Source organism: Rhodococcus sp. 7Tela_A2 (assembly GCF_049311045.1).
Taxonomy (GTDB): domain Bacteria; phylum Actinomycetota; class Actinomycetes; order Mycobacteriales; family Mycobacteriaceae; genus Rhodococcus.
This window is the reverse complement of the sequence record NZ_JAXION010000034.1, coordinates 1-20,091: the sequence shown is the minus strand read 5'-3', so window position 1 is coordinate 20,091 and position 20,091 is coordinate 1. Positions and strand designations below refer to the sequence as shown.

At 68.2% G+C, this 20,091-nt stretch carries 12 protein-coding genes and 1 pseudogene; 6 read left to right on the top strand and 7 right to left on the bottom strand.

Annotated elements, in window-relative coordinates; all coding sequences use genetic code 11:
• Positions 1 to 18 precede the first annotated feature (18 nt).
• Together TVH25_RS08900 and TVH25_RS08895 are read right to left on the bottom strand one after the other, a co-directional pair.
• Positions 19 to 1,038: an ABC transporter substrate-binding protein gene (locus tag TVH25_RS08900; protein WP_169621318.1), complete on the bottom strand. Its 1,020-nt coding sequence runs from the start codon at positions 1,036 to 1,038 to the stop codon at positions 19 to 21.
• Positions 1,039 to 1,130: 92 nt separating this feature from the next.
• Positions 1,131 to 8,882, bottom strand: coding sequence for an amino acid adenylation domain-containing protein (locus TVH25_RS08895; RefSeq protein WP_422423868.1), 7,752 nt, complete (start codon positions 8,880 to 8,882; stop codon positions 1,131 to 1,133).
• Positions 8,883 to 9,059: 177 nt separating this feature from the next.
• On the opposite strand from TVH25_RS08895, the gene TVH25_RS08890 reads away from it, so the two are divergent.
• From TVH25_RS08890 to TVH25_RS08875, 4 genes are read left to right on the top strand one after another with little or no spacing between them, the layout of a single operon-like run.
• Positions 9,060 to 10,202, top strand: a complete 1,143-nt coding sequence (locus TVH25_RS08890; protein ID WP_422423866.1) for an isochorismate synthase — start codon at positions 9,060 to 9,062, stop codon at positions 10,200 to 10,202.
• Complete coding sequence (locus TVH25_RS08885; RefSeq protein ID WP_378527967.1) at positions 10,199 to 10,969, top strand: 2,3-dihydro-2,3-dihydroxybenzoate dehydrogenase; 771 nt, start codon at positions 10,199 to 10,201, stop codon at positions 10,967 to 10,969. Before TVH25_RS08890 ends, TVH25_RS08885 begins: the two co-directional genes overlap by 4 nt.
• A 30-nt stretch (positions 10,970 to 10,999) precedes the next feature.
• Positions 11,000 to 12,649, top strand: a complete 1,650-nt coding sequence (locus TVH25_RS08880) for a (2,3-dihydroxybenzoyl)adenylate synthase (RefSeq protein WP_422423864.1) — start codon at positions 11,000 to 11,002, stop codon at positions 12,647 to 12,649.
• A gap of 29 nt (positions 12,650 to 12,678) precedes the next feature.
• Positions 12,679 to 13,320 carry an isochorismatase family protein gene (locus TVH25_RS08875; protein WP_169651980.1) on the top strand — a complete coding sequence of 214 codons (642 nt, stop codon included), beginning with the start codon at positions 12,679 to 12,681 and terminating at the stop codon, positions 13,318 to 13,320.
• A 1-nt stretch (position 13,321) separates the two neighbouring features.
• Here TVH25_RS08875 and TVH25_RS08870 read toward each other — a convergent pair whose 3' ends face one another.
• Positions 13,322 to 15,178, bottom strand: coding sequence for an ABC transporter ATP-binding protein (locus TVH25_RS08870; protein WP_422423862.1), 1,857 nt, complete (start codon positions 15,176 to 15,178; stop codon positions 13,322 to 13,324).
• A gap of 85 nt (positions 15,179 to 15,263) precedes the next feature.
• Here TVH25_RS08870 and TVH25_RS08865 point away from each other — a divergent pair, with 85 nt between their 5' ends.
• Positions 15,264 to 15,692 (top strand): MarR family winged helix-turn-helix transcriptional regulator, encoded by a 429-nt coding sequence (locus TVH25_RS08865; RefSeq protein ID WP_169621325.1) that lies wholly within the window; start codon positions 15,264 to 15,266, stop codon positions 15,690 to 15,692.
• Positions 15,693 to 15,747: 55 nt separating this feature from the next.
• Positions 15,748 to 16,470 (top strand): 2OG-Fe(II) oxygenase, encoded by a 723-nt coding sequence (locus tag TVH25_RS08860; RefSeq protein WP_422423860.1) that lies wholly within the window; start codon positions 15,748 to 15,750, stop codon positions 16,468 to 16,470.
• Between the two features lie 59 nt (positions 16,471 to 16,529).
• Here TVH25_RS08860 and TVH25_RS08855 read toward each other — a convergent pair.
• The 4 genes and pseudogenes from TVH25_RS08855 to TVH25_RS08840 form a co-directional block, all read right to left on the bottom strand.
• Positions 16,530 to 17,072, bottom strand: a pseudogene (locus tag TVH25_RS08855) (GNAT family N-acetyltransferase); the annotation flags it as partial.
• A gap of 207 nt (positions 17,073 to 17,279) precedes the next feature.
• The gene (locus TVH25_RS08850) at positions 17,280 to 17,684 is read right to left on the bottom strand and encodes a hypothetical protein (RefSeq protein ID WP_422423859.1); all 405 of its coding nucleotides are present in this window, start codon (positions 17,682 to 17,684) and stop codon (positions 17,280 to 17,282) included.
• A 395-nt stretch (positions 17,685 to 18,079) separates the two neighbouring features.
• The gene (locus tag TVH25_RS08845) at positions 18,080 to 19,051 is read right to left on the bottom strand and encodes a phosphotriesterase family protein (RefSeq protein ID WP_296551417.1); all 972 of its coding nucleotides are present in this window, start codon (positions 19,049 to 19,051) and stop codon (positions 18,080 to 18,082) included.
• Positions 19,052 to 19,110: 59 nt separating this feature from the next.
• Positions 19,111 to 19,929, bottom strand: coding sequence for an SDR family oxidoreductase (locus tag TVH25_RS08840; RefSeq protein WP_296551469.1), 819 nt, complete (start codon positions 19,927 to 19,929; stop codon positions 19,111 to 19,113).
• Between the last annotated feature and the right edge of the window lie 162 nt (positions 19,930 to 20,091).

The window sequence follows — 20,091 nt, the reverse complement described above, 5'->3', positions numbered from 1 at the left end:
TGGTCGACCGCGACAGTGTTACTGCTTCTGGTTCGCGGGCAACTTGTCGAGCGCGGCGTCGATGGAGTCGAGTGCGAGCAGCGCGGTTTCGTACGTGGCGGCGTTGGCGTGCTGGACGCCGACGAGGTTGCCGGCCTTGACGGCGGGCAGGTTCTGCCACAGCGGCGAGTCGAAGACTTCCTGGAGTTCGGCGGAGACCGAGCCGTCCGCTTCGAGGCCGTAGACGATCACGTCGGCGTCCGCGAGGTTCTGCGGCAGCTGCTCGAGCGAGACGTATTCGCCGTGGACGTCTGCGGGATCGACGGGCTCGCCGGGGAACGTGAAGCCGAGGTCGTCGAACAGGTTGGTGGTGTAGGACGACTTGTACTCGCGGAAGAACTCACCCGGCTCGGTGCCGCAGGTGCTGCACAGGCCGGCGAAGTTCAGGCTGCCGAGGGTATCCGCGTACTTGTCCGCGATCTCGGTGGCACGCGCTTCGTACTCCGACTTGAACTCCCCGTAGGCGTCACCGACGTTGGCGGCGTCGGCGTACTGCTCGCCGAGCGAGCGCCAGTCGCCGGGGTTGGTGGGGCCGAGGAACACGACCGGCGCAAGGGCCTCGAGCTTGGCCATGTCGACCTGGGACTGCACGCGGGCCGGAACGCCCATGATGATCAGGTCGGGCTCGGCAGCCGTGATGGCCTCGTAGTTCAGCTCACTCGCTGCTCCGTCGGGTGCCACCTTCGGCAGTTCCTCGTACGCGGCGAGGGTCTCCTCGTCCATGCTCCCGATCTCGCGGGTCCATTCGCACACCGCGGCGAGGTTCGCCCCGGCCTGGATGAGCGGGAACGCGGCGTAGCCACAGGCGACGATGCGCTGCGGATCGGACGGGATCTCGATCGAGCCGTTCTGCGCCTCGAACGTCCGGGTAGCAGCCGCCTCCGTGCTGTCCGAGGCATCGCCGCTGTCGCTCGAGCAGCCCACCAGGCCGGCCGTGAGCAGCGCAGCCGCACCGAGAACCGCGACGCTACGCGCCCGGCTACGTTCAAGAACCCGCATGACGTTTCTCCCAGATGTGTTCTCGCCGGGATGTACCCCCGGTCACGATTGGTTAGGCTAACCGAAACAATTGGCCACGCCAAGCGTCACGATCATCCGAATTCCAAGGCGAACTCGTCGATCTCCGACTGATCGAGGCCACCGAGAGTCAGATCCGACGGAGTGAATCCACCGGCATCCCCCGACGCCGCGTGTCCGGCCAGCGCCTCCAGTGCCGCAACCCAGCACTCCACGAGGTCTGCGACCACGTGCTCGGGCACCAGTGCCGGGCTGTAGCCGAACGTGCCCCGGAGCACCGGCCCCTCCCCCGTTTCCTCGGTGAAGACGCCGATTTCGAGCGCGTGGTTCACCGGCATGTCGGCCTCGGTGGCGCCGCCGAGACCGGCCGATTCCGGCGCACTCGACCACGGCTGCCCTTCCGCCTCACCCAGCGTCAGTCTGCCCAGGTAGTTGAACCCGATCTCGGGAGCAACCGCCGACGCGAGAACCTGCCGTCCCTGTTCGTCGAGATGCCGAAGAATCCCGAATCCGATACCGCTGTCGGGGATCTCGCGAAGTTGCTCCTTGACCTTCTTGAGTGCCTCACCGGTATTCCGGCCACCTGCGAAGGCGTCGTCGAGGTCTGCCCCCGACACGTCGAGCCTGGCTGGGTACAGGCTCGTGAACCATCCGACGGTGCGCGACAGATCGGCGCCGGCCACCACCTGCTCTTCTCGTCCGTGCCCTTCGAGATCCACCACCACCGCACCCGCGCCACACACCCGGGCTGTGGCCAGTGCCAGCGCGGTGAGCAGAACGTCGTCGACACCCGCGTGGAATTGCTCGGGCACCGTCGTGAGCAGAGCCTCCGTCACTGCGACCGGCACGTCGACATGCGCCTGCGCCGTCGCGGACATCGTGTCCCGCGTGGGATCGACAGGGCGGGAAGCGAAGGCGGCACGGCCGCCGGGCGCCGTGATACGACGCCACAACGGCAGTTCGGTTCGTCGCGCCGGCGCGGCCTCGAGCAAGCCGCGAGCCCAGACACGCAGCGGGGTACCGGACCGGAGCGGCGCGGTACCCGCGACGGCCTCGGCGAGGTCCGGGACCAGAATCCGCCACGACACCCCGTCCACCACCAGGTGGTGCACCGCGAACAGCACCCGGCCCTGCACGCCGGGGCCCGGATCGAAGAACACGACGCGCACGAGTTCCCCGGACCCGGGGTCCAGCGCCGCGTACGCCTCCTCGGTCGCCGCGACCATCACCGCGGACGGGTCGTCCAGGCCGGAGATGTCGACCCGGGTGACCACGTGCGCAGCCGACACCGCACCCACCGGCAGGACCTCGAGAACGCGTGCAGCCGAGTCGAACATCGAACGCAGCGCGTCGTGGACGTCGAGCAGGGATTGCACGGCGCCGGTCAGTTCGCCGAGCGTGAGGCCTTCCGGGGTACGCAGCAGCCTGGACTGCGCGTACCTGGCGTACGGTCCCCCTCGGTCCAGCAGGTCGTGAACGATGGGCGTCGCCGGAATGCTGCCGAGCGCCGCCGCGACATCCGTTTCCTGCCGGCCTGTATCCACCTCGGCGACGCGGGCCAGACCGGCGACGGTCCGGTGCTCGAAAACGTGCCGCGCGGTGAACCGCAGACCCGCCGCGCGGGCCTTGGCCACGAGCTGGATCGACACGATGGAATCACCACCGAGAGAGAAGAAGTCGTCGTCGAGGCCGACCGCGTCGAGTCCGAGCACTTCCGCCACCACGGCGCAGAGCCGCCGTTCCATGTCGTTGCCCGCCACCCGGCCGGCCGTCGCGGGTGCGAACACCGGGGCGGGGAGCGCGGCCCGGTCCACCTTGCCGTTCGCGGTCAGCGGGAACTCCTCGAGCACCACCACCGCAGCGGGCACCATGTGGTCGGGCAGCCGTTCGGCCGTGTATGCCCGGACCGCGTCACCGTCCACCTGCGCAGTCCCCGGCACGACGTAGCCGACGAGACGTCTGCGTCCGGGTTCGTCCTCGCGGGCGAGCACAGCGGCGGCTGTCACGTCCGGATGTCCGGCGAGTACCGCCTCGACCTCACCGAGTTCGATACGGAACCCGCGAATCTTGACCTGATCGTCGGCGCGGCCGAGATATTCGAGACGATGGGGCACCCGGGATGTCCACCGCACCGTGTCGCCGGTGCGGTACAGCCGGCTCCCCGGTGTACCGAACGGGTCGGCCACGAACCTTCCGGCCGTGAGGCCGTGCCGGCCGAGGTATCCCCGGGCCACGTGCGGACCGCCGACGTACAGCTCACCCGGCACACCCGGCGCCACGGGGCGCAGGTAGCGGTCGAGGACGAGCGCACGACCCCCGGCGATGGGCTCGCCGATATGCGGCGCCACGTCCGCCGTCATGACTGCGGCAGTCGCGTCCACCGTGCACTCGGTGGGTCCGTAGATGTTCAGTGCGCGCAGCCCCGGAGTGGGGGGGGGGGGGGGCCCCCCCCCCCCCCCCCCCACGGCGACCCCCGACGGGCGGTGATCCGCGGCGGGGTCGAGAAGCCCTTCTGCGACGAGTTGCGTCATCAGCACCGGCGCGCAGTCCAGGGCGTCGATCCGATGGCCGCGGACATAGCCGACGATGCCGTCTGCGTCGGCGGTCAACTCTTCGGGGAGCACGTGCACGGTGTGGCCGCCGAGCATCGCGAGCAACTGGTCGACCGAGGAATCGAACGCGAAGGTGTAACTGAGCAGCACCCGCAGCCGCTGTTCTGCCGGGTCACCGTAGGTGCCGGAACGCACCGTCTCCCAGAGATTCACCACACCGCGGTGCGGCACGACGACGCCCTTCGGCAGACCGGTGGAACCGGAGGTGTAGACCACGTAGGCGGCGTTGTCCGCACCGGCGCGACCGCGCAGCTCCGTGGGCCGCGACGGCATGCTCGCGTCGCCGCACTCCGCGACCGCACTCTCGTCGAGCACGACGGTCACCCCTGCATCGCGCATCATGTAGTCGATGCGCTCGAGCGGGTAGTTCGGGTCGATCGCCAGGTACGCCGCACCCGCCTTCCAGACACCGAGAATCGCGGCGACCACGGCGCTTCCCCGCGGTAGCCGCAGCGCGACGACCGTTTCTGCCCGGACACCGCGATCCACGAGATGACACGCGATCCGGTCGGACCACGCGTCGAGTTCCCCGAACGTCAGGGTTTCCTCCGCGGAGACGACGGCGGGGAGGTGCGGCGCCGCGGCAACCGTGCGGTCGAACAGGTCGACCAGCGTCTCCGGAACGGGTTCCGGGCGTGCGGGTTCCGGTGCCGGCCGGCCGGCGCGAAGCCAGTCGCGTTCGGCGCCGGAGAGCAGGTCGACACGGGACAGGGGACGGTCGGGGTCTCCGGCCAGAGCGGCGAACCCACGCACCACGCGCGCGGCGAAAGACTCGGCGGTGTCGTGGTCGAACAGATCACGGGCGTATTCGACGCGTACCCGCATGGACCCGTCCGGCGTGTCCACGACGTCGAATGTCAGATCGAATATCGCGGCATCGTTGGGGACGAGGGACACCTCGGGCGCCAGGTGCTCGAACGCACGCAGGGCAGGTGGGTTCCGGTACTGCACCATCACCTGGAACAGGGGGTGGCGGGCGGCACTTCGCTCGGGGTCGAGGGCCTCGACGACCCGGTCGAACGACACGTCCTGGTGGGCGTACGCGGCGATGTCGGCGTTCTTGATGCGGGCCAGCAGTTCCCGCACGGTCGGGTCACCGGACAGGTCGGTGCGCAGGACCACCATGTTGACGAAGAACCCCACGAGATCGTCGAGTTCGGAGGCGGGCCGGCCCGCGGGGGGTGAGCCGATCGGGATGTCCTCCCCCGCCCCGCTGTGGGAGAGCGCGAGCGCCACGGCGGCGTGCACCATCATGAACATCGTCGTGCCGGTGTCGCGGCCGGCGGCGCGGACCGCGTCGGCGAGTCCGGCCGGGACCGCGAGTTCGACGCCGCCACCGGCGAACGATGCCACGGCCGGGCGGGGCCGGTCGGTTGCCAGCTCGAGTTCCGCGGGTAGACCCGCGAGCTCGGTGCGCCAGAAGTCGAGTTGCCGTCCGGCGAGCCCGGTCTGGTCCTTCGGGTCGCCGAGCAGTTCACGCTGCCACACCGCGTAGTCCGTGTACTGGACGGGCAGTGGAGCCGGCTCGGTGACGGCGGCACCTGTGTGCGCGGAGTAGAAGGTTCCGAGGTCCCGCAGCAGAATCGGCGTGGACAGTTCGTCGCTCGCGATGTGGTGCACGAGCAGCAACAGGATGCTCTCGCCGGGCGCGACGGTGAACAGCCGCACCCGGACGGGGGTTTCGCGCTCGAGGTCGAATGCGTAGCGCGCCGCCGACCTCACGTCCGCCTCCACCGTGTCCGGGCCGGTCTCCACGACGGCGAACGGCGTCTCGACGTGCTCGAGTACCCGCTGCATCCCGGTTCCGTCCCGTTCGGTCAGCACCGTGCGCAGGCTGTCGTGGCGGGCGACGACGTCGGCGACGGCACGGCGCATCGCGTCGGCGTCGACGTCGCCGTGCAACCGCACGGTCAGAGGAACGTTGTACGTGGGGCTGGGCCCCTCCATCCGGAACAGGAACCACAACCGTTGCTGCGCAAACGACAGCGGGACGAGGTCCCCGTGCTTCCTCGCGACCAGCGGTGGTCGTGCGGGCCCGGCGTCCAGACCCGCGCTCTCGCAGCGCACAGCCAGTCCGGCCACCGTCGGATGGTCGAATACTTCCCGGATCGCCAGTTCGACACCGAGAGTGTCCCGCACCCGGGCGAGAAGCTTCGCTGCCGAGAGCGAGTGTCCACCGAGTGCGAAGAAGTCGTCGTCGGCGCCGACGCTGTCGAGGCCCAGAATCTCTGCGAACAGCTCACACAGGCGGCGTTCGAGTTCGGTGGCCGGAGGTCGCGAGGAGACGAGCGTGGCGAAATCCGGTGCGGGAAGCCCCTTCCGGTCCAGCTTTCCGTTCGAGGTCAGCGGTAGCTCACCCAGCACGACGAGTGCAGCAGGCACCATCGGTGCCGGGAGCCACTCGGTCAGTTGCGCCCGGGCGACCGCCGGATCGAGTGCATCGCCGACGAGATAGCCCACGAGTTGTGCGGTACCGGCAGCGTCCGTCTGAATCGCCGACACGGCGTGCACCACACCGGGAAGCCGCAGCAACGCCGCGTCCACCTCCCCGAGTTCGATGCGGAACCCGCGCACCTTCACCTGGTTGTCGACGCGACCGCGGTAGACGATGTTCCCGTCCTCCGTCCACATCGCGCGGTCGCCCGTGCGGTAGAGGCGCGCGTGGACGGGATCGGCCGAGCCCGTCCCGAACGGGTTCGCGACGAACCGGGTCGCGGTGAGGGAGGGCGCGTCGAGATAACCGCGGACGACACCCGGACCGGACAGGTACAGCTCCCCCTCCGTTCCCGGCGGCACCGGGGCGAGACCGCTGTCGAGGAGGTAGGCGCGCAAGTTCGCGACCGGCCGCCCCACCACGGGAGTCTCGCTGTCGTGCACCTCGGCCACGAGGGCGTCGACACTGCACTCCGTGGGGCCGTAGAAGTTGAACGCGGCGCCGCGGCGCGCGCGCAGGTTCTCCCACAGCCGGCCGGTGGCCGCGTCGCCGCCGAAGCCGAGGGTGGAGACGGTGTTCTCGGGAAGCATCCCGTCCTCGACGACGTGGTCGAGTTGCGCCGGCGACAGTTCGACGAAGTCCCAGTCCTCGCGCAACGCCTGTTCGGTCAGTCGTGCGGGGTCGCGCTGGGCGGATTCGTCGACGATGTGGAGGGTGTGCCCGGCGAGCATCCACAGCAAGGGTTGCACGGAGGCGTCGAACGCGAGCGACCACGCGAGTCCGAGGTGCAGGTGGTCGTGCCCGGCTTCGCCTGCGGCGCGGGTGAACACCTGCTCGCGGTGGCTGTGCAGGAGATTGACCAGGCCGCGGTGTGGGGCGACCACGCCCTTGGGCCGTCCTGTGGATCCGGAGGTGTAGATGACGTACGCGACCGAGTCGGGCGTGGGCCCCGACCGTCCGACGGGTGGCAGATCTGTCTCCACACGGCCGTCGATGTCGGTGTCGGTGTCGTCGAGGAGAATCCGGCGGGTGGCACCGTCGGCGTCCGCAACCCGTCCGTCCGTGGTGCGGTCGGTGAGCACGTACACGGGCGATGCGTCGGACAGCACGTACGCGAGGCGCTCGAGTGGCTGGTCGATGTCGAGCGGCACATACGCCGCGCCGGTTTCGAGCACTGCGAAAATCGCGACGACGGCGTCGACCGTACGCGGCAGTGCGATCGCGATCCGCGGTTCGGCAGCGTCGCCGAGTCCCACGGACGCGAGATATCGCGCGAGCCGGTCGACCCGGGTGCGCAACTCCGCGTAGGTCAGCGTGGTTGTGGCGTCCGCGAGCGCCGGCACGTCGGGTGTCGCGGCGGCCTGCCGGTGCAGCAGATCGACGAGAGTCAGGCCCGGTTCGACCGGTATGTCCGGAGATGCGCTCCAGCGCTCCAGGATTCGTGTCCGCTCGGCGGGAAGGAGGATCGGCAGTTGCGCGAGCGATGTTGCCGGATCGAGGGTGGTCACGGAATCGAACAACTGCTCGAGACGTGCCGCGTGAAGCCGCAGGTCGTCCTCGTCGTAGAGGTCGGCGTCGGCGTCGACGAAGACCTCCAGGCCGGCGCTCCCGTCGAGGGGCCGCACCGTGATCATGAAATCCTGGAGCGGTCCGCGGGCGATCGAATGGACTGCAGCGGTGATATCGGCAAAACGGAACCGGTCGCCGAACGGTTTGACGTTGACGGACGGGCCGATGACCCCTCGCGACCCGGCGGGCAGACGCAGGTCGCGCTGGATGTCCTCACCGCGGTAGCGGTAGTGCTCGCGGCACCGGGCAACCGAATCGCGGACCTGCCCGACGAGGCCGGACAGGCTGTCGCGTGCGGCGGGGCGCAGCCGCAACGGCACGACGTTGACCACCGTCATCGGCACATTCAGTGCGGCGGAACCGAGTCTGTTCATCACCGGGAATCCGATGGTGATGTCGTCCCGCCCGGTCGCACCGCGCAGGTACGCGGCGACCAGGGCGGTCACCGCGTCGCCCCAGCTTCCGCGAGCGGATTTGCCGAGTGCGGCGAGCGCGTTCTGCTGCTGTGCGTCGAGGGTGAACCGGACCGCCCGGGAACGACGCGCGATTCCGCTCGCTCCGGGGCTCAGCGCCACCGCTTCCTCGACGTCCGCGAGGTAGTCGGCCCAGAACGCCCGGTCGGCGGCGAAGTCGTCCGACTCGCGGTAGCTCTCCTCTTCCCGCACGACCGGTTCGACCGGTGCGAAGCGGTGCGCGGGCGGCTCGGTACCGGCGACGAGCGCGGTGTAGTGCTCGCCGATGCGGCGGTTGAACAGGGAAAACCCGAACGCGTCGAACACGAGGTGATGCCCGCACACGTACAACACGACACGGTCGTCCGCGAGGCGCAGTACGGCGGCGCGCAGACACACGTCGACGGACGGATCGATGGCGCGTGCCAGGTCGTTCGTCATCCACTCGTGGGCCGCGACCCACGGGTCCGGCGTGCCGCGCACGTCCACCACGGGCGGGTCGCCGAGTTGCCTGCGTCCCGGAAACTGGACGACCGTACCGTCGGGCTGCGTTTCGAAGGCCGCGACCAGGGCCTCGCAGTCGTCGGCGGCACGACGCACCGCCACCACCAGGGCGTCCGCATCGACCGATCCGCGTAGTTCGAGGCATTCCGAGGTGTTGAAAATCGGGTTGTCGGGGGTCAATTGCTGAGCGAACCATACGCCCGTCTGGGCGCGCGTAAGCGCAAGTCCCGAAGTCGACGGCCTGGACGTGGGCACTGTCATCCCCTTTTCTGCGTTCGAAAACTCTTGGGCGCGAGCAGAACACCCGTGTTGCGCAACTCTCGGCAATGCGGAACAGTACCAAAGGTAAGGCTAACCGTATATGTTGCTGAAGCGATCTTGTGCACCTTGCGCTCGATCCGCCTTCTCACTCCGCTATCGAGAGGTTCGAGCATGCAAACATCGGTTGTCGACGCACCGACACCCGACTGTGCCGAGCGGACCGTGCCACGCCCGTTCGTGTTGTCCCGCCCGCACGGCACCGTGATCGCCGAAGGACTCGACGACCGGTTCGACCGCGCCGACGCCGCGGCCGAGGCTCTGCGAACCGGGCGCGTGCGCGCTCTCGCCGGTGCGCTTCCCTTCGACCCCGCGCACCCCGCCGCCCTCACGGCACCGCGTTCGCTGCGGCACACCTCCACGCCGCTCGGCGTCTCGAGGCCCGATCTCCCCACCATCCGCATCGCCCACGCGATTCCTGCCGAGCAGGCACACGTCGACCGTGTGGCCGCCGCACTCGCTCTGCTGCGTTCGCCCGACGACGACCTCGTCAAGGTCGTCCTCGCTCGCGCACTCCGACTGCGCTCCGAACGGCCGGTCCCGACCGCCGACCTCCTCGCACGACTCTCCGGGAACGACCCCGCCGGCAACGGATTCGCGGTCGACCTCACCCCGGCCGGAGGCTCCTGGCGAGGACGGCATCTGATCGGCTCGAGTCCGGAGGTGCTCATCCGGCGACGGGGCGATCTCGTCACGGCACATCCGCTCGCCGGATCGGCACCGCGTCACGCCGACCCCGACTCGGATCGCGCGACCGCCGAGCGTCTCGCGCAGTCCGCCAAGAATCTCGCCGAACACGCGCACGTCGTCCGTGCGCTGCGCGCCGTACTCGAACCGTTGTGCACCGACCTCGACATCCCGGACCGGCCGTCGCTGACGAGCACCAAGCAGTTGTGGCATCTCGGCACACCGGTCTCGGGCCGCCTGCGCGACCGCACCACCACAGCGCTCGACCTCGCCCTCGCGGCGCATCCGACTCCCGCGATCTGCGGCACGCCCACCGAGGCGGCGCGCGAGTTCATCCGCGATGTCGAAGGCGACCGCGGGTTCTACGCCGGGGCCGTCGGGTGGTGTGACGCCGACGGTGACGGCGAGTGGATGGTGACGATCCGGTGCGCCGTGCTCGACGCGGACGGTCTCACCCTCACCGCCTATGCCGGTGGCGGCATCGTCGCCGACTCCGATCCCGCAGACGAACTCGCCGAGACCACCGTCAAATTCGGCACCGTGCTCGATGCACTCGGGGTGCGGCGATGAGCGCCCCCGTCACCCTCGTCGTCGGTGCCGCACAGGGTATCGGACGTGCCACAGCGGTGACCCTGGCCCGCGCCGGACACCGACTCGCGCTCATGGACCGCGACCCCGTCGGACTCCGCAAGACCGCAGCACTGATCGGCGAGGGAACCCCTGTGTACCCCGTCGATATCCGCGACCACGACGCGGTCGAGTTCGCCGTCGGCAACATCGAATCCGACCACGGTCCCCTCGAGCGACTCGCCCACGTCGCGGGAGTGTTCACCACCGGATCCGTACTCGACTCCGATCCGGACGACTGGCAGCGCATGTTCGACGTCAACGTGACCGGACTGGTCGCGGTCCTGCGTGCCGTGGGACGTGTGATGCGGGAGCGCCGTTCGGGGTCGATCGTCGTGGTCGGCTCGAATTCCGCAGGTGTTCCCCGGATGGGCATGGGCGCCTACGGATCCTCGAAAGCGGCCGCGGCGATGATCGTGCGGGTCGCCGGACTGGAACTGGCGCCCTACGGAATCCGCGCCAATATCGTCGCCCCCGGCTCCACCGACACCGCGATGCAACGGTCGCTGTGGGAGGACCCCGACGACGACAACGGTGCGCGTAGCGCCATCGAGGGCGACCCCGCACAGTTCAAGGTCGGAATCCCGCTCGGGCGCATCGCAGAACCGTCCGACATCGCGGACGCCATCGAGTTCCTTCTCTCCGACCGCGCCCGGCACATCACCATGCAAGCCCTGTATGTCGACGGTGGCGCGACCCTTCGTGCCTGAGACCCCTTCCGTTCCCGAAAGGAATCATTCGTGACCTCCGGCCTCCGGCGCAGCGCGCTTGCCGACATCGCCCGTTTCCCCGAGGATTTCAGTGAGCTGTACCGCGGCGCCGGTTACTGGACCGGCGAGACGTTCGCGGAGTTCATGCCCACCCGCGCAGCGCACTTCGGCGACCGGGTCGCGGTTGTGGGACCGGACGCCACCGGGGCGCGGCGGCACCTCACCTACCGTGACCTCGACGAGTCCGCCGCACGTATCGCCACCGGGCTCCTGAATGCCGGTGTTCGTGCCGGCGACCGGGTCGTGCTCCAGTTACCGAACATCGTCGAATACACCGAAGTCCTCTTCGCGGTCTTCCGCATCGGGGCGTTGCCCGTGTTCGCTCTGCCGGCGCACCGCGCCTCCGAGGTCGGCTACTTCTGCCGTTTCTCGGACGCCGCCGCCTACATCGTCGCCGCCGAGCACGGTGGTTTCGATTACCGCACGCTAGCCCGCGAAGTGACTGGCGCGCTGGAGAACCCGCCCACAGTGATCGTCGCCGGAGACGCCGCCGAGTTCACCTCCCTGGCATCGCTGCGCACGCACGAGCCTGCACCGATCGCCGACGTCGATGCCGAGTCCGTCGCCTTTCTCCAACTGTCCGGCGGTACCACCGGAACCCCGAAGCTCATCCCCCGCACCCACGCCGACTACCTCTACTCTGTGCGCGACTCCGCCCGCATCTGCGGAGTGGACGAGCGCACCCGCATGCTGGTCGTGCTTCCTGCGGCACACAACTTCCCGATGAGCTCGCCCGGGATTCTCGGTGTCCTCCACTCCGGCGGCAGGGTGGTGCTGGCGCCGGATCCGAGTCCGGACACGGCCTTCGCACTGATCGAGAGCGAACGGGTGACGATGGCCTCGCTGGTCCCGCCGCTCGCACTGGCATGGCTGTCCGCACGGGCCCGTACCGAACACGACCTGTCGTCGCTCGAGGTACTGCAGGTCGGTGGCGCGAAGTTCCCGGCGGAGGCGGCCAAGCGGGTGCGCCCGGAACTCGGCTGCACGCTGCAGCAGGTCTTCGGCATGGCAGAGGGCCTCGTCAACTACACCCGCCTCGACGACGACGACGAGACGATCGTCCGGACCCAGGGACGTCCGATCAGCCCGCACGACGAGATCCGTGTCGCCGACGACGCCGACGAGCCCGTCCCGTTCGGTGCCCCCGGCCATCTCCTCACCCGGGGCCCGTACACGATCCGCGGTTACTACAATGCGCCCGAACACAATTCGACGGCATTCACTCCCGACGGGTTCTATCGCACGGGCGACATCGTGCGGATCACCGAGCACGGTTACATCGTGGTCGAAGGCCGCGCCAAGGACCAGATCAACCGGGGCGGCGAGAAGATCGCCGCGGAGGAGGTCGAAAACCATCTCGTCGCGCACCCCGCGGTGCTCGATGCCGCCGTGGTCGCCATGCCCGACCAGTACCTCGGCGAACGCACGTGTGCCTTCGTCGTCACCGAGGGTGAGGCGCCGAAAGCTCTCGCGCTCAAAGCTTTCCTGCGGGAGCGTGGACTCGCGGCGTACAAGATCCCGGACAAGGTGCGCTTCGTCGACGCGTTTCCGGTGACCGGTGTCGGCAAGATCAGCCGCAACGAACTGCGTCGCGCGCTGGCCGCCACCCTCCAGAACTGACCGACCACACCGCAGAAAGCGAAGATCCGATGGCTCTGCCGAAGTCCGTGTCCTATTCCCTTCCCCACGAGCAGCCCACGAACGTGGTGTCGTGGTCGATCGATCCGAACCGCGCCGTCGTGCTGGTGCACGACATGCAGGAATACTTCGTGCGCTCGTTCGACCGGGCGGCCGATCCGCTGGCCACGGTGGTTCCCCATATCGACCTGCTGCGCAACACCGCTCACGATGTCGGCGCTCCGGTTGTGTACACCGCGCAGCCGGGAGACCAGGACCCGGCCGACCGTGCGCTGTTGTCCGACTTCTGGGGCCCCGGATTGTCCGAGGACCCCGCCGAGACGTCGATCATCGCGGAGTTGGCACCGCACGCCGGCGACACCATGCTCACCAAATGGCGGTACAGCGCCTTCATCCGCACCGATCTGCTCGAACGGATGCGCGCGTGGGGCCGCGACCAGCTGATCGTCACCGGCGTGTACGCGCACATCGGGTGCCTGACGACGGCCCTGGACGGGTTCATGAACGACATCCAGGTCTTCTTCGTCTCGGACGCCACGGCCGACTTCTCCCAACGCGAGCACGCCGACGCACTGAGCTACGTCGCCTCGCGATGCGCGGTCGTGCTTCCAACGCACGAGGTGGTGGGCGCCCTCTCGTCGGTGCGCGCCTGACTCACACGCCCACGGACCGTTCGGTGTGCTCGGCGAGCGTACGGCCGTCGCGTCGCGCGAGTGCCGCGTACTTGCCGCCGCGCGCGACGAGCGCGTCGTGGGTGCCCCGCTCGATGATGCGTCCGTGGTCGAGGACGACGATCTCGTCGGCGTCGCGCACCGTGGAGAGGCGGTGCGCGATGGTGATGGTCGTCCGCCCGGCCCGGGCGTTGTCGAGCGCCTGCTGCACTGCGCGTTCGGTGTCGTTGTCGAGGGCACTGGTCGCCTCGTCGAGCACCAGGATCCGCGGGTCCCGCAGCAGCGTGCGGGCAATCGCCATTCGCTGCTTCTCGCCACCGGAGAACCGGTGTCCGCGTGCGCCGACCACGGTGTCGTAGCCGTCGGGCAGCGAGGTGATCAGGTCGTGGATGTGCGCTGCCCGCGCGGCGTCCTCGATCTCCGCGTCGGTGGCGTCCGGCCTCGCGTAGCGCAGATTCTCCCGGACGGTGGCGTGCAGCAGATAGGTCTCCTGCGACACGACACCGACGAGAGCCGCTACATCGGCGAGCCGCATGTCTCGCAGGTCGATGCCGTCGATCGTCACCCGGCCGGAAGTGGGGTCGTACAACCGTGCCATCAGTGACCCGAGCGTGGTTTTGCCCGAACCGGTCTCGCCCACGAGCGCGACCTGCGTACCGGCCGGTATTTCGAGGTCGATCCCCTCGAGCGCGAGGCGATGTGCCCCTTCGTACCGGAAGCCGAGATTCTCGAATCGGACCCTGCCGGAGATCTTCTCGGGGTCGACCGGGACCGGGTGCGCGGGTTCTTCGATGTCGACGGCCAGATCGAGATACTCGAAGATGCGGCTGAACAGCGCGAGCGAACTGGTGACGGACACGCCGACGTCGAGCAGGCTCATGAGGGGACGGAACAGCGCGCCCTGCAGTCCCGTGAATGCGACGAGCGTGCCGATGGTCATGCCGCCCGAGGTCGCGGGCAGACCTGCGACGAGATAGAGCACCGCCGGAATCGCCGCGAAGACGATGTTCATGGTGGCCATGCGCCACCGCCCCGACAGTTGCGCCTGCACCTCGAGGTCGGCGAGATCGGCGGAGGTCTTCGCGAATTTGTCCGCCAGCGCGGGACCGGTGCCGAGAGTCTTGCCGAGCAGTACGCCGCTGACGGACAGGCCTTCGTCGATCTGGGTCTGGATGTCTGCGAGCCGGCGTTGCTGGCGCGTCGTGATCGCCCGTCGCATCTGGGCGACGCGGCGGGTGAGCCAGATGGCCGGCGGAAGCACGATCAGCGACAGCAATGACAACCGCCAGCTCAGCACAGCCATGGCGATCGCGGTGCCGACCACGGTCGTGATGTTGGCGGCGAGCGAGGTGGCCGTCGTCGTGACGACGGACTGCATGCCGCCGATGTCGTTGGTCAGTCTCGACTGGATTTCACCGCCACGGGTGCGGGTGAAGAAGCTCAGGGACTGCCGTTGCAGGTGGCTGAACACCCGGGTTCGCAGGCCGTGCATGATTCGCTGGCCGACCGTGGTGGAAATCCAGGTCTGCACCACTCCGAACAGTGAACTGATCACGGTGACCGCGAGCATGCCGCCCACGGCCCACAGCAACAGGCTCACGTTCTGGTGCGGAATCGCGTCGTCGATGACGGCGCGCACGAGGAACGGCGTCGCGAGCGACACAGCGGACGACGCCACGATCAGCACCACGACCAGGGCGATCTGACGACGATAAGGGGCGAAGAGCGCGCCGATCCGGCGCAGGCTGACGGGAGATTCGCGCAGTTGCTCGACGTCTTTGGGGTCGATTTTTCCGCGGCCACCGGGGTGACCGCCTCGACCTGGTGGGGGATGCATCATGCACACCACCTCGATTCATGATTCGTACGTAATTACTGAGGTTGCCTCATTAAGAGGTAACTGTCAAGTGAGGTATAGTCCGGTCATGTCCGATTCTCCCGTTGTGCTGCGCGACCTTCTGATGGGCGCCACCCGCACCCTGCGGCGACGTTGGCACGACTTGCTGAACCCGTGGGAGCTGTCCCCACACGAACACCGCGCCCTCCGGGTCATCGGCGACACCGACACCCCGATCCGCCTCGGCGTGGTCGCAAAGGCACTGCGTATCGCGCCTCGATCGGCGACAGAGGTCGTCGACCGCCTCGAATCCCGTGGACTGACCGAGCGCCTTCCCGATCCCGCCGATCGCCGCGCGGTATGTGTGCAGCTCACCGATAACGGTCGCACAGTTCTGGACGAACTCGACGCGGCACGCGATACCGACGCCGCGGAGGTGTTCGCCCGGCTAGACCCCTCCGAACGCGCCGACCTCGCCCGGCTGCTTCGCAAGCTCGTCGACGACGCTCCTCGCTGAGATCTCACGTTCTCGCGCTCCGGTGCGTTTACCGTACGAGAGCGAAGGAGCGAGCATGACGCAGCACACCTCGAGCTTGACCGACCGCATCGACGAATTCCCTTGGCCGCATCTCGTCGACGACCTCGACAATTACGGTTGCGCCGCCACCGGCCCCCTCCTCGGGGACGCCGAGCGTGCCGAGATCTCGTCGCTGTGGGACGAGGACACCCGATTCCGCACGACCGTCGACATGGCCCGCCACCGCTACGGCCACGGAACCTACAAGTACTTCGGCGCGCCCGTCCCCCGCCCGGTCGCCCAACTCCGCACCGCCTTCTACCGCCGCCTGCTCGCCCCCGCGCGCGAGTGGGCCGAGCGACTGGGTGATCCCACACCCTGGCCCGACGACTTCGACGAGTGGCTGGAAATGTGTCACGCTGCCGGCCAGAGCAAGCCGGCGCCGCTGATGCTGCGCTACACAGGCGGCGACTGGAACGCGCTGCACCGCGACCTCTACGGCGATCTCGCGTTCCCGCTGCAGGTGGTGATCGGGCTCGACCGTCCCGGTGTCGACTACACCGGCGGCGAGTTCCTGCTCCTCGAGCAACGTCCCCGGGCCCAGTCCCGCGGTACTGCCACCGTGATCGAGCAAGGGCACGCCTTGATCTTCACCACGCGCGACCGCCCGACACGCGGTGCCCGCGGATGGACGCGGTCGCCGGTGCGGCACGGTGTGAGCACCGTCCGGTCCGGACTTCGGCGCACGCTCGGGCTGGTGCTGCACGACGCCGCGTGAACGCGCGGGCGAGAATCCGCGGCCGACGATGCCCGGTCCCGCAAGGTAGGCCGGGTCTGTCAGATCACCGTTTCGGACCGGCGTTCGAGCAGGACGGTGTCGTGCCAGACGCCGGCGAGCTTGCCGATTCGTTCGCGGATACCCACGGTGCGGAATCCCGCCGCGTGGTGCAGAGCGAGACTGGTGCGGTTCTCCGGGAAGATCGAGGTCTGCAACGTCCACAAACCCGCCTCGTCGGCGGCGTCGACCTGGGTGCGTAGCAGCACTCTGCCGACCCCGCGCCCACGCATCCCGTCGGCGACGTAGATCGAGTTCTCCGCCACCCCGGCATAGCATTCGCGGCTCGATACCGGGCTCAACGCCGCCCAGCCGACGACAGACCCGTCGATCTCGGCGACCCACCGGTGGCCGGGCAGCCACAGCTCGTCGAGTACCTCACGGGCGGGAACCTCGGTGGTGAAGGTCGCGGTGCCGGTCGCGATCCCCTCACCGTAGATCCGCCGCACTGCATCCCAGTCTCGATCCTCGAGCGGGCGCACCGTCACGTCGGCAGGGCGGTCCTCGGGGCGGGGGCGACCGGTGAGGGTTCCCCTCACTGCGTTGCCGGTGTCCACCCCGACGCCGCGAGCAACCGTGACCGGCAAACCGTGCGATGTCATGACTCCACTGTATTGATCGATCTGTCCGGCACGGCGTCAGCACCGTCCGGTCCGGAAGCGCACGCTCGGGTTGGTCTCCACAACGCTGTGCAAGCAGTGCATCGAGAGCAGGTGCCGCGGGCGTCCAGATTCCCGGTCGACCTCGCCGACTCAGTAACCAGCCTGAGTGCATGTTTCGGGGTCGATCCATCCTTCTTCGCATCCGTACTGCATCTGGATCTCGCCGCTGGTCGGCGCTTCCCCACACGCAGTGCCACACCGCTCATAACCGCTGATGACGCCGTCACCATTGCGATCCTGGCTGGGGTCATAGGGGTAACCCGACTCGTCGGCCGATGGCGGCGGTGGCAGCGCACACGCTGGATCGGTTGTGGAATAGGAGCCGTCGCTGTACACGGCCACGCCGCCGACGTCGCAGTACTGCAATGTGCGCTCGGAGGGCGCGACGTCGCAGCTCGGTTCGTACCCGGTGGTGCCATCCGAGTAGAGGGCAGTGCCACTCTGGTAGAGCGTCGGGTCACCGCACTCGAACGTCACCTGTGCGGGGGGAACCACGGGCTCGGGTACACCCGATTGTTCCGCAGCGGACGTTGAGGACTCCCCCGCCGCCGTGGATGCTGTCGCTGACGCAGAAGTCTCGGTGGAGGAAGACGCAGGAGCATTCGAGCCGCCGCCGTCGCCGTCGCCGTCTGAGCAGCCGCTTACAGCGACAGCACACATGAATAAGGCCATGAGAACGATACGGGCGACCGACATGGGTATCTCCGATCGAAATCCGGCGCCGATCTGCCCGAGAGCGTCGATCCACTGCCGTACCTGTCATTGCACGAACACCGGTCGTGGACGTGAACCATGACTATCCGGCCGATGCCATCCACGAATCAGCCTGGTCTCGTTTCGAGGTGGACGCAAGGGATACGGCACATTCTGTCCCGTTCGGCGCGCAGCGCTCACGTTTCGAAGAACCGCCGAGGATTGTCGACGAGCATCGTGGTGATCTGTTCGTCGGTGACACCGCGCTCGCGCAGCACCGGCAACACATCGTCACTGATGTGGTTGTAGTTCCAGTTCGGTACCGCAAGTTCCTTGACCTCGTGCGGGAACCAGTCGATGAAGCACGATGCATCGTGCGCGAGCACCATGCGGTCCGCGTATCCGCTCTCCGCCAGTGCGACAACGGTATCGACGCGTTGCTCGAAGGGCAGCAGCAGATCGAGACCGAACCGGTCCATCCCGAGGAGCGACCCGGCGTCGGCGATCTTGCGGAGGTACTCGAGGTCGGTGGAGTCTCCGCTGTGCCCGATCACGACCTTCGTCAGATCGACACCTTCTTCGGCCAGCACCTGTTGCGCCACGAGGCCGGATCCGGTGTGCGGATTGGTGTGCACGGTGATGGGGACTCCCGTTTCGACGTGGGCCCGGCCCACCGCCCGCATCACCCGCTCGACCCCCGGCGTGAGACCTTGCGCCTCGATCGCGCACTTGAGCATCGCCGCCTTCACACCGGTGTCGGCGATTCCCTCACGAATGTCGTGGACGAACAATTCGGTCAGAGGTTCGGGGGCGTCGAACAGCAATCCCGGTCCGACATAGTGGAATTGGAACGGCAGTTCGTTGTACGTGTACAGCCCCGTCGCCACCAGTATGTTGATGTCGGTGTGTTCGGCGATGCGCTGAATCCGCGGTATGTACCGGCCGAGTCCGATCACGGTGGGATCGACGATCGTGTCGATCCCACGGTCGGACAATGCACGCAGTTTCGAGATCGCGTCGTCGACGCGCAGTTCCTCGTCCCACCTCGTCGGGTAGCCGGGGTAGTTCTCGCGCAGTTCCTCCCCGAGCACGAAGACGTGTTCGTGCATGAGGACACGACCGAGATCACCGGTGTCGGCGGGGCCGCGGACGGTGTCGACAGAAGCCATGGCGCAGACGCTATGTCACCACGAGCGGATACGGATCGGGTTTCGGCGGGACCGCGCTCCTACTGTTGCGCCGACTGCCCACGAAGGATGTTCTGGTACCGGCGCATACCGCTCAGCCATCGGTCGTAGTCGGCACCCTTGTGCCGGTACATCTCGAGGACTTCCGGATGCGGAAGGATCAGGAAGTGCTCGTCTTCGAGTGCCCGGAGCACTACCTCGGCGACGTCGACCGGTTCCAGGACCGCACCGGCACCGGTCACCGCACGGGTGGCCAGCGCGCCGAGTTCGGTATCGGAGTTCTTTCCGGCATACAACAGTGGCGTGTTGACACCCATCGGGCACAGACACGAGACGCGGACCCCCTGGTCGCCGTAGGTGACCGACAACCACTCGGCGAACCCGACCGCGGCGTGCTTGGTCACCGAATACGCCGCGGACCCGATCTGGGTGAGAAGACCGGCAGCCGACGCGGTGCTGACGAAATACCCTGAGCCGCGTTCGACCCATCCGGGTACCAGGATGTTCGCTGCCCGGATGTGTGCCCGGAGGTTGACCTCGAGTACCTGATCCCACGCGGATTCGGCGATATCGAGCCCGGGCGGGCCGGTGATGCCCGCGTTCGCGAAGTACAGGTCCACCGGCCCGAATTCTGCTTCGGCTCGCTCGACGAGGCCACGGATCGCTTCGGTGTCGGAGACATCGGTGCCCACTGCGATCGCCGAGGTGGCGTCGATCTCGTCCACGACGCGCCGGGCAGCGTCCGCATCGAGGTCGGCCACGACCACGCGGGCCCCCTCCTGCACGAGGCGGGCGGCGAGAGCACCACCGATTCCGCCTCCCCCGCCGGTCACGATGGCTACCTTGCCGTCAACCTTCACCGGAACCCTCTCAGCCGTGATGCGCGATGCGCGATGCGCGATGCCCCGGACTATAGGACGAAGGTGACGCTCGGCGGGGCACCTCGTCGTCCGTGTCGGCAGTTGGCATCCTGGAGGGGTACGCCTGCCACCACCCGTCCGAGAATCGAAGCGTCCCCCGTG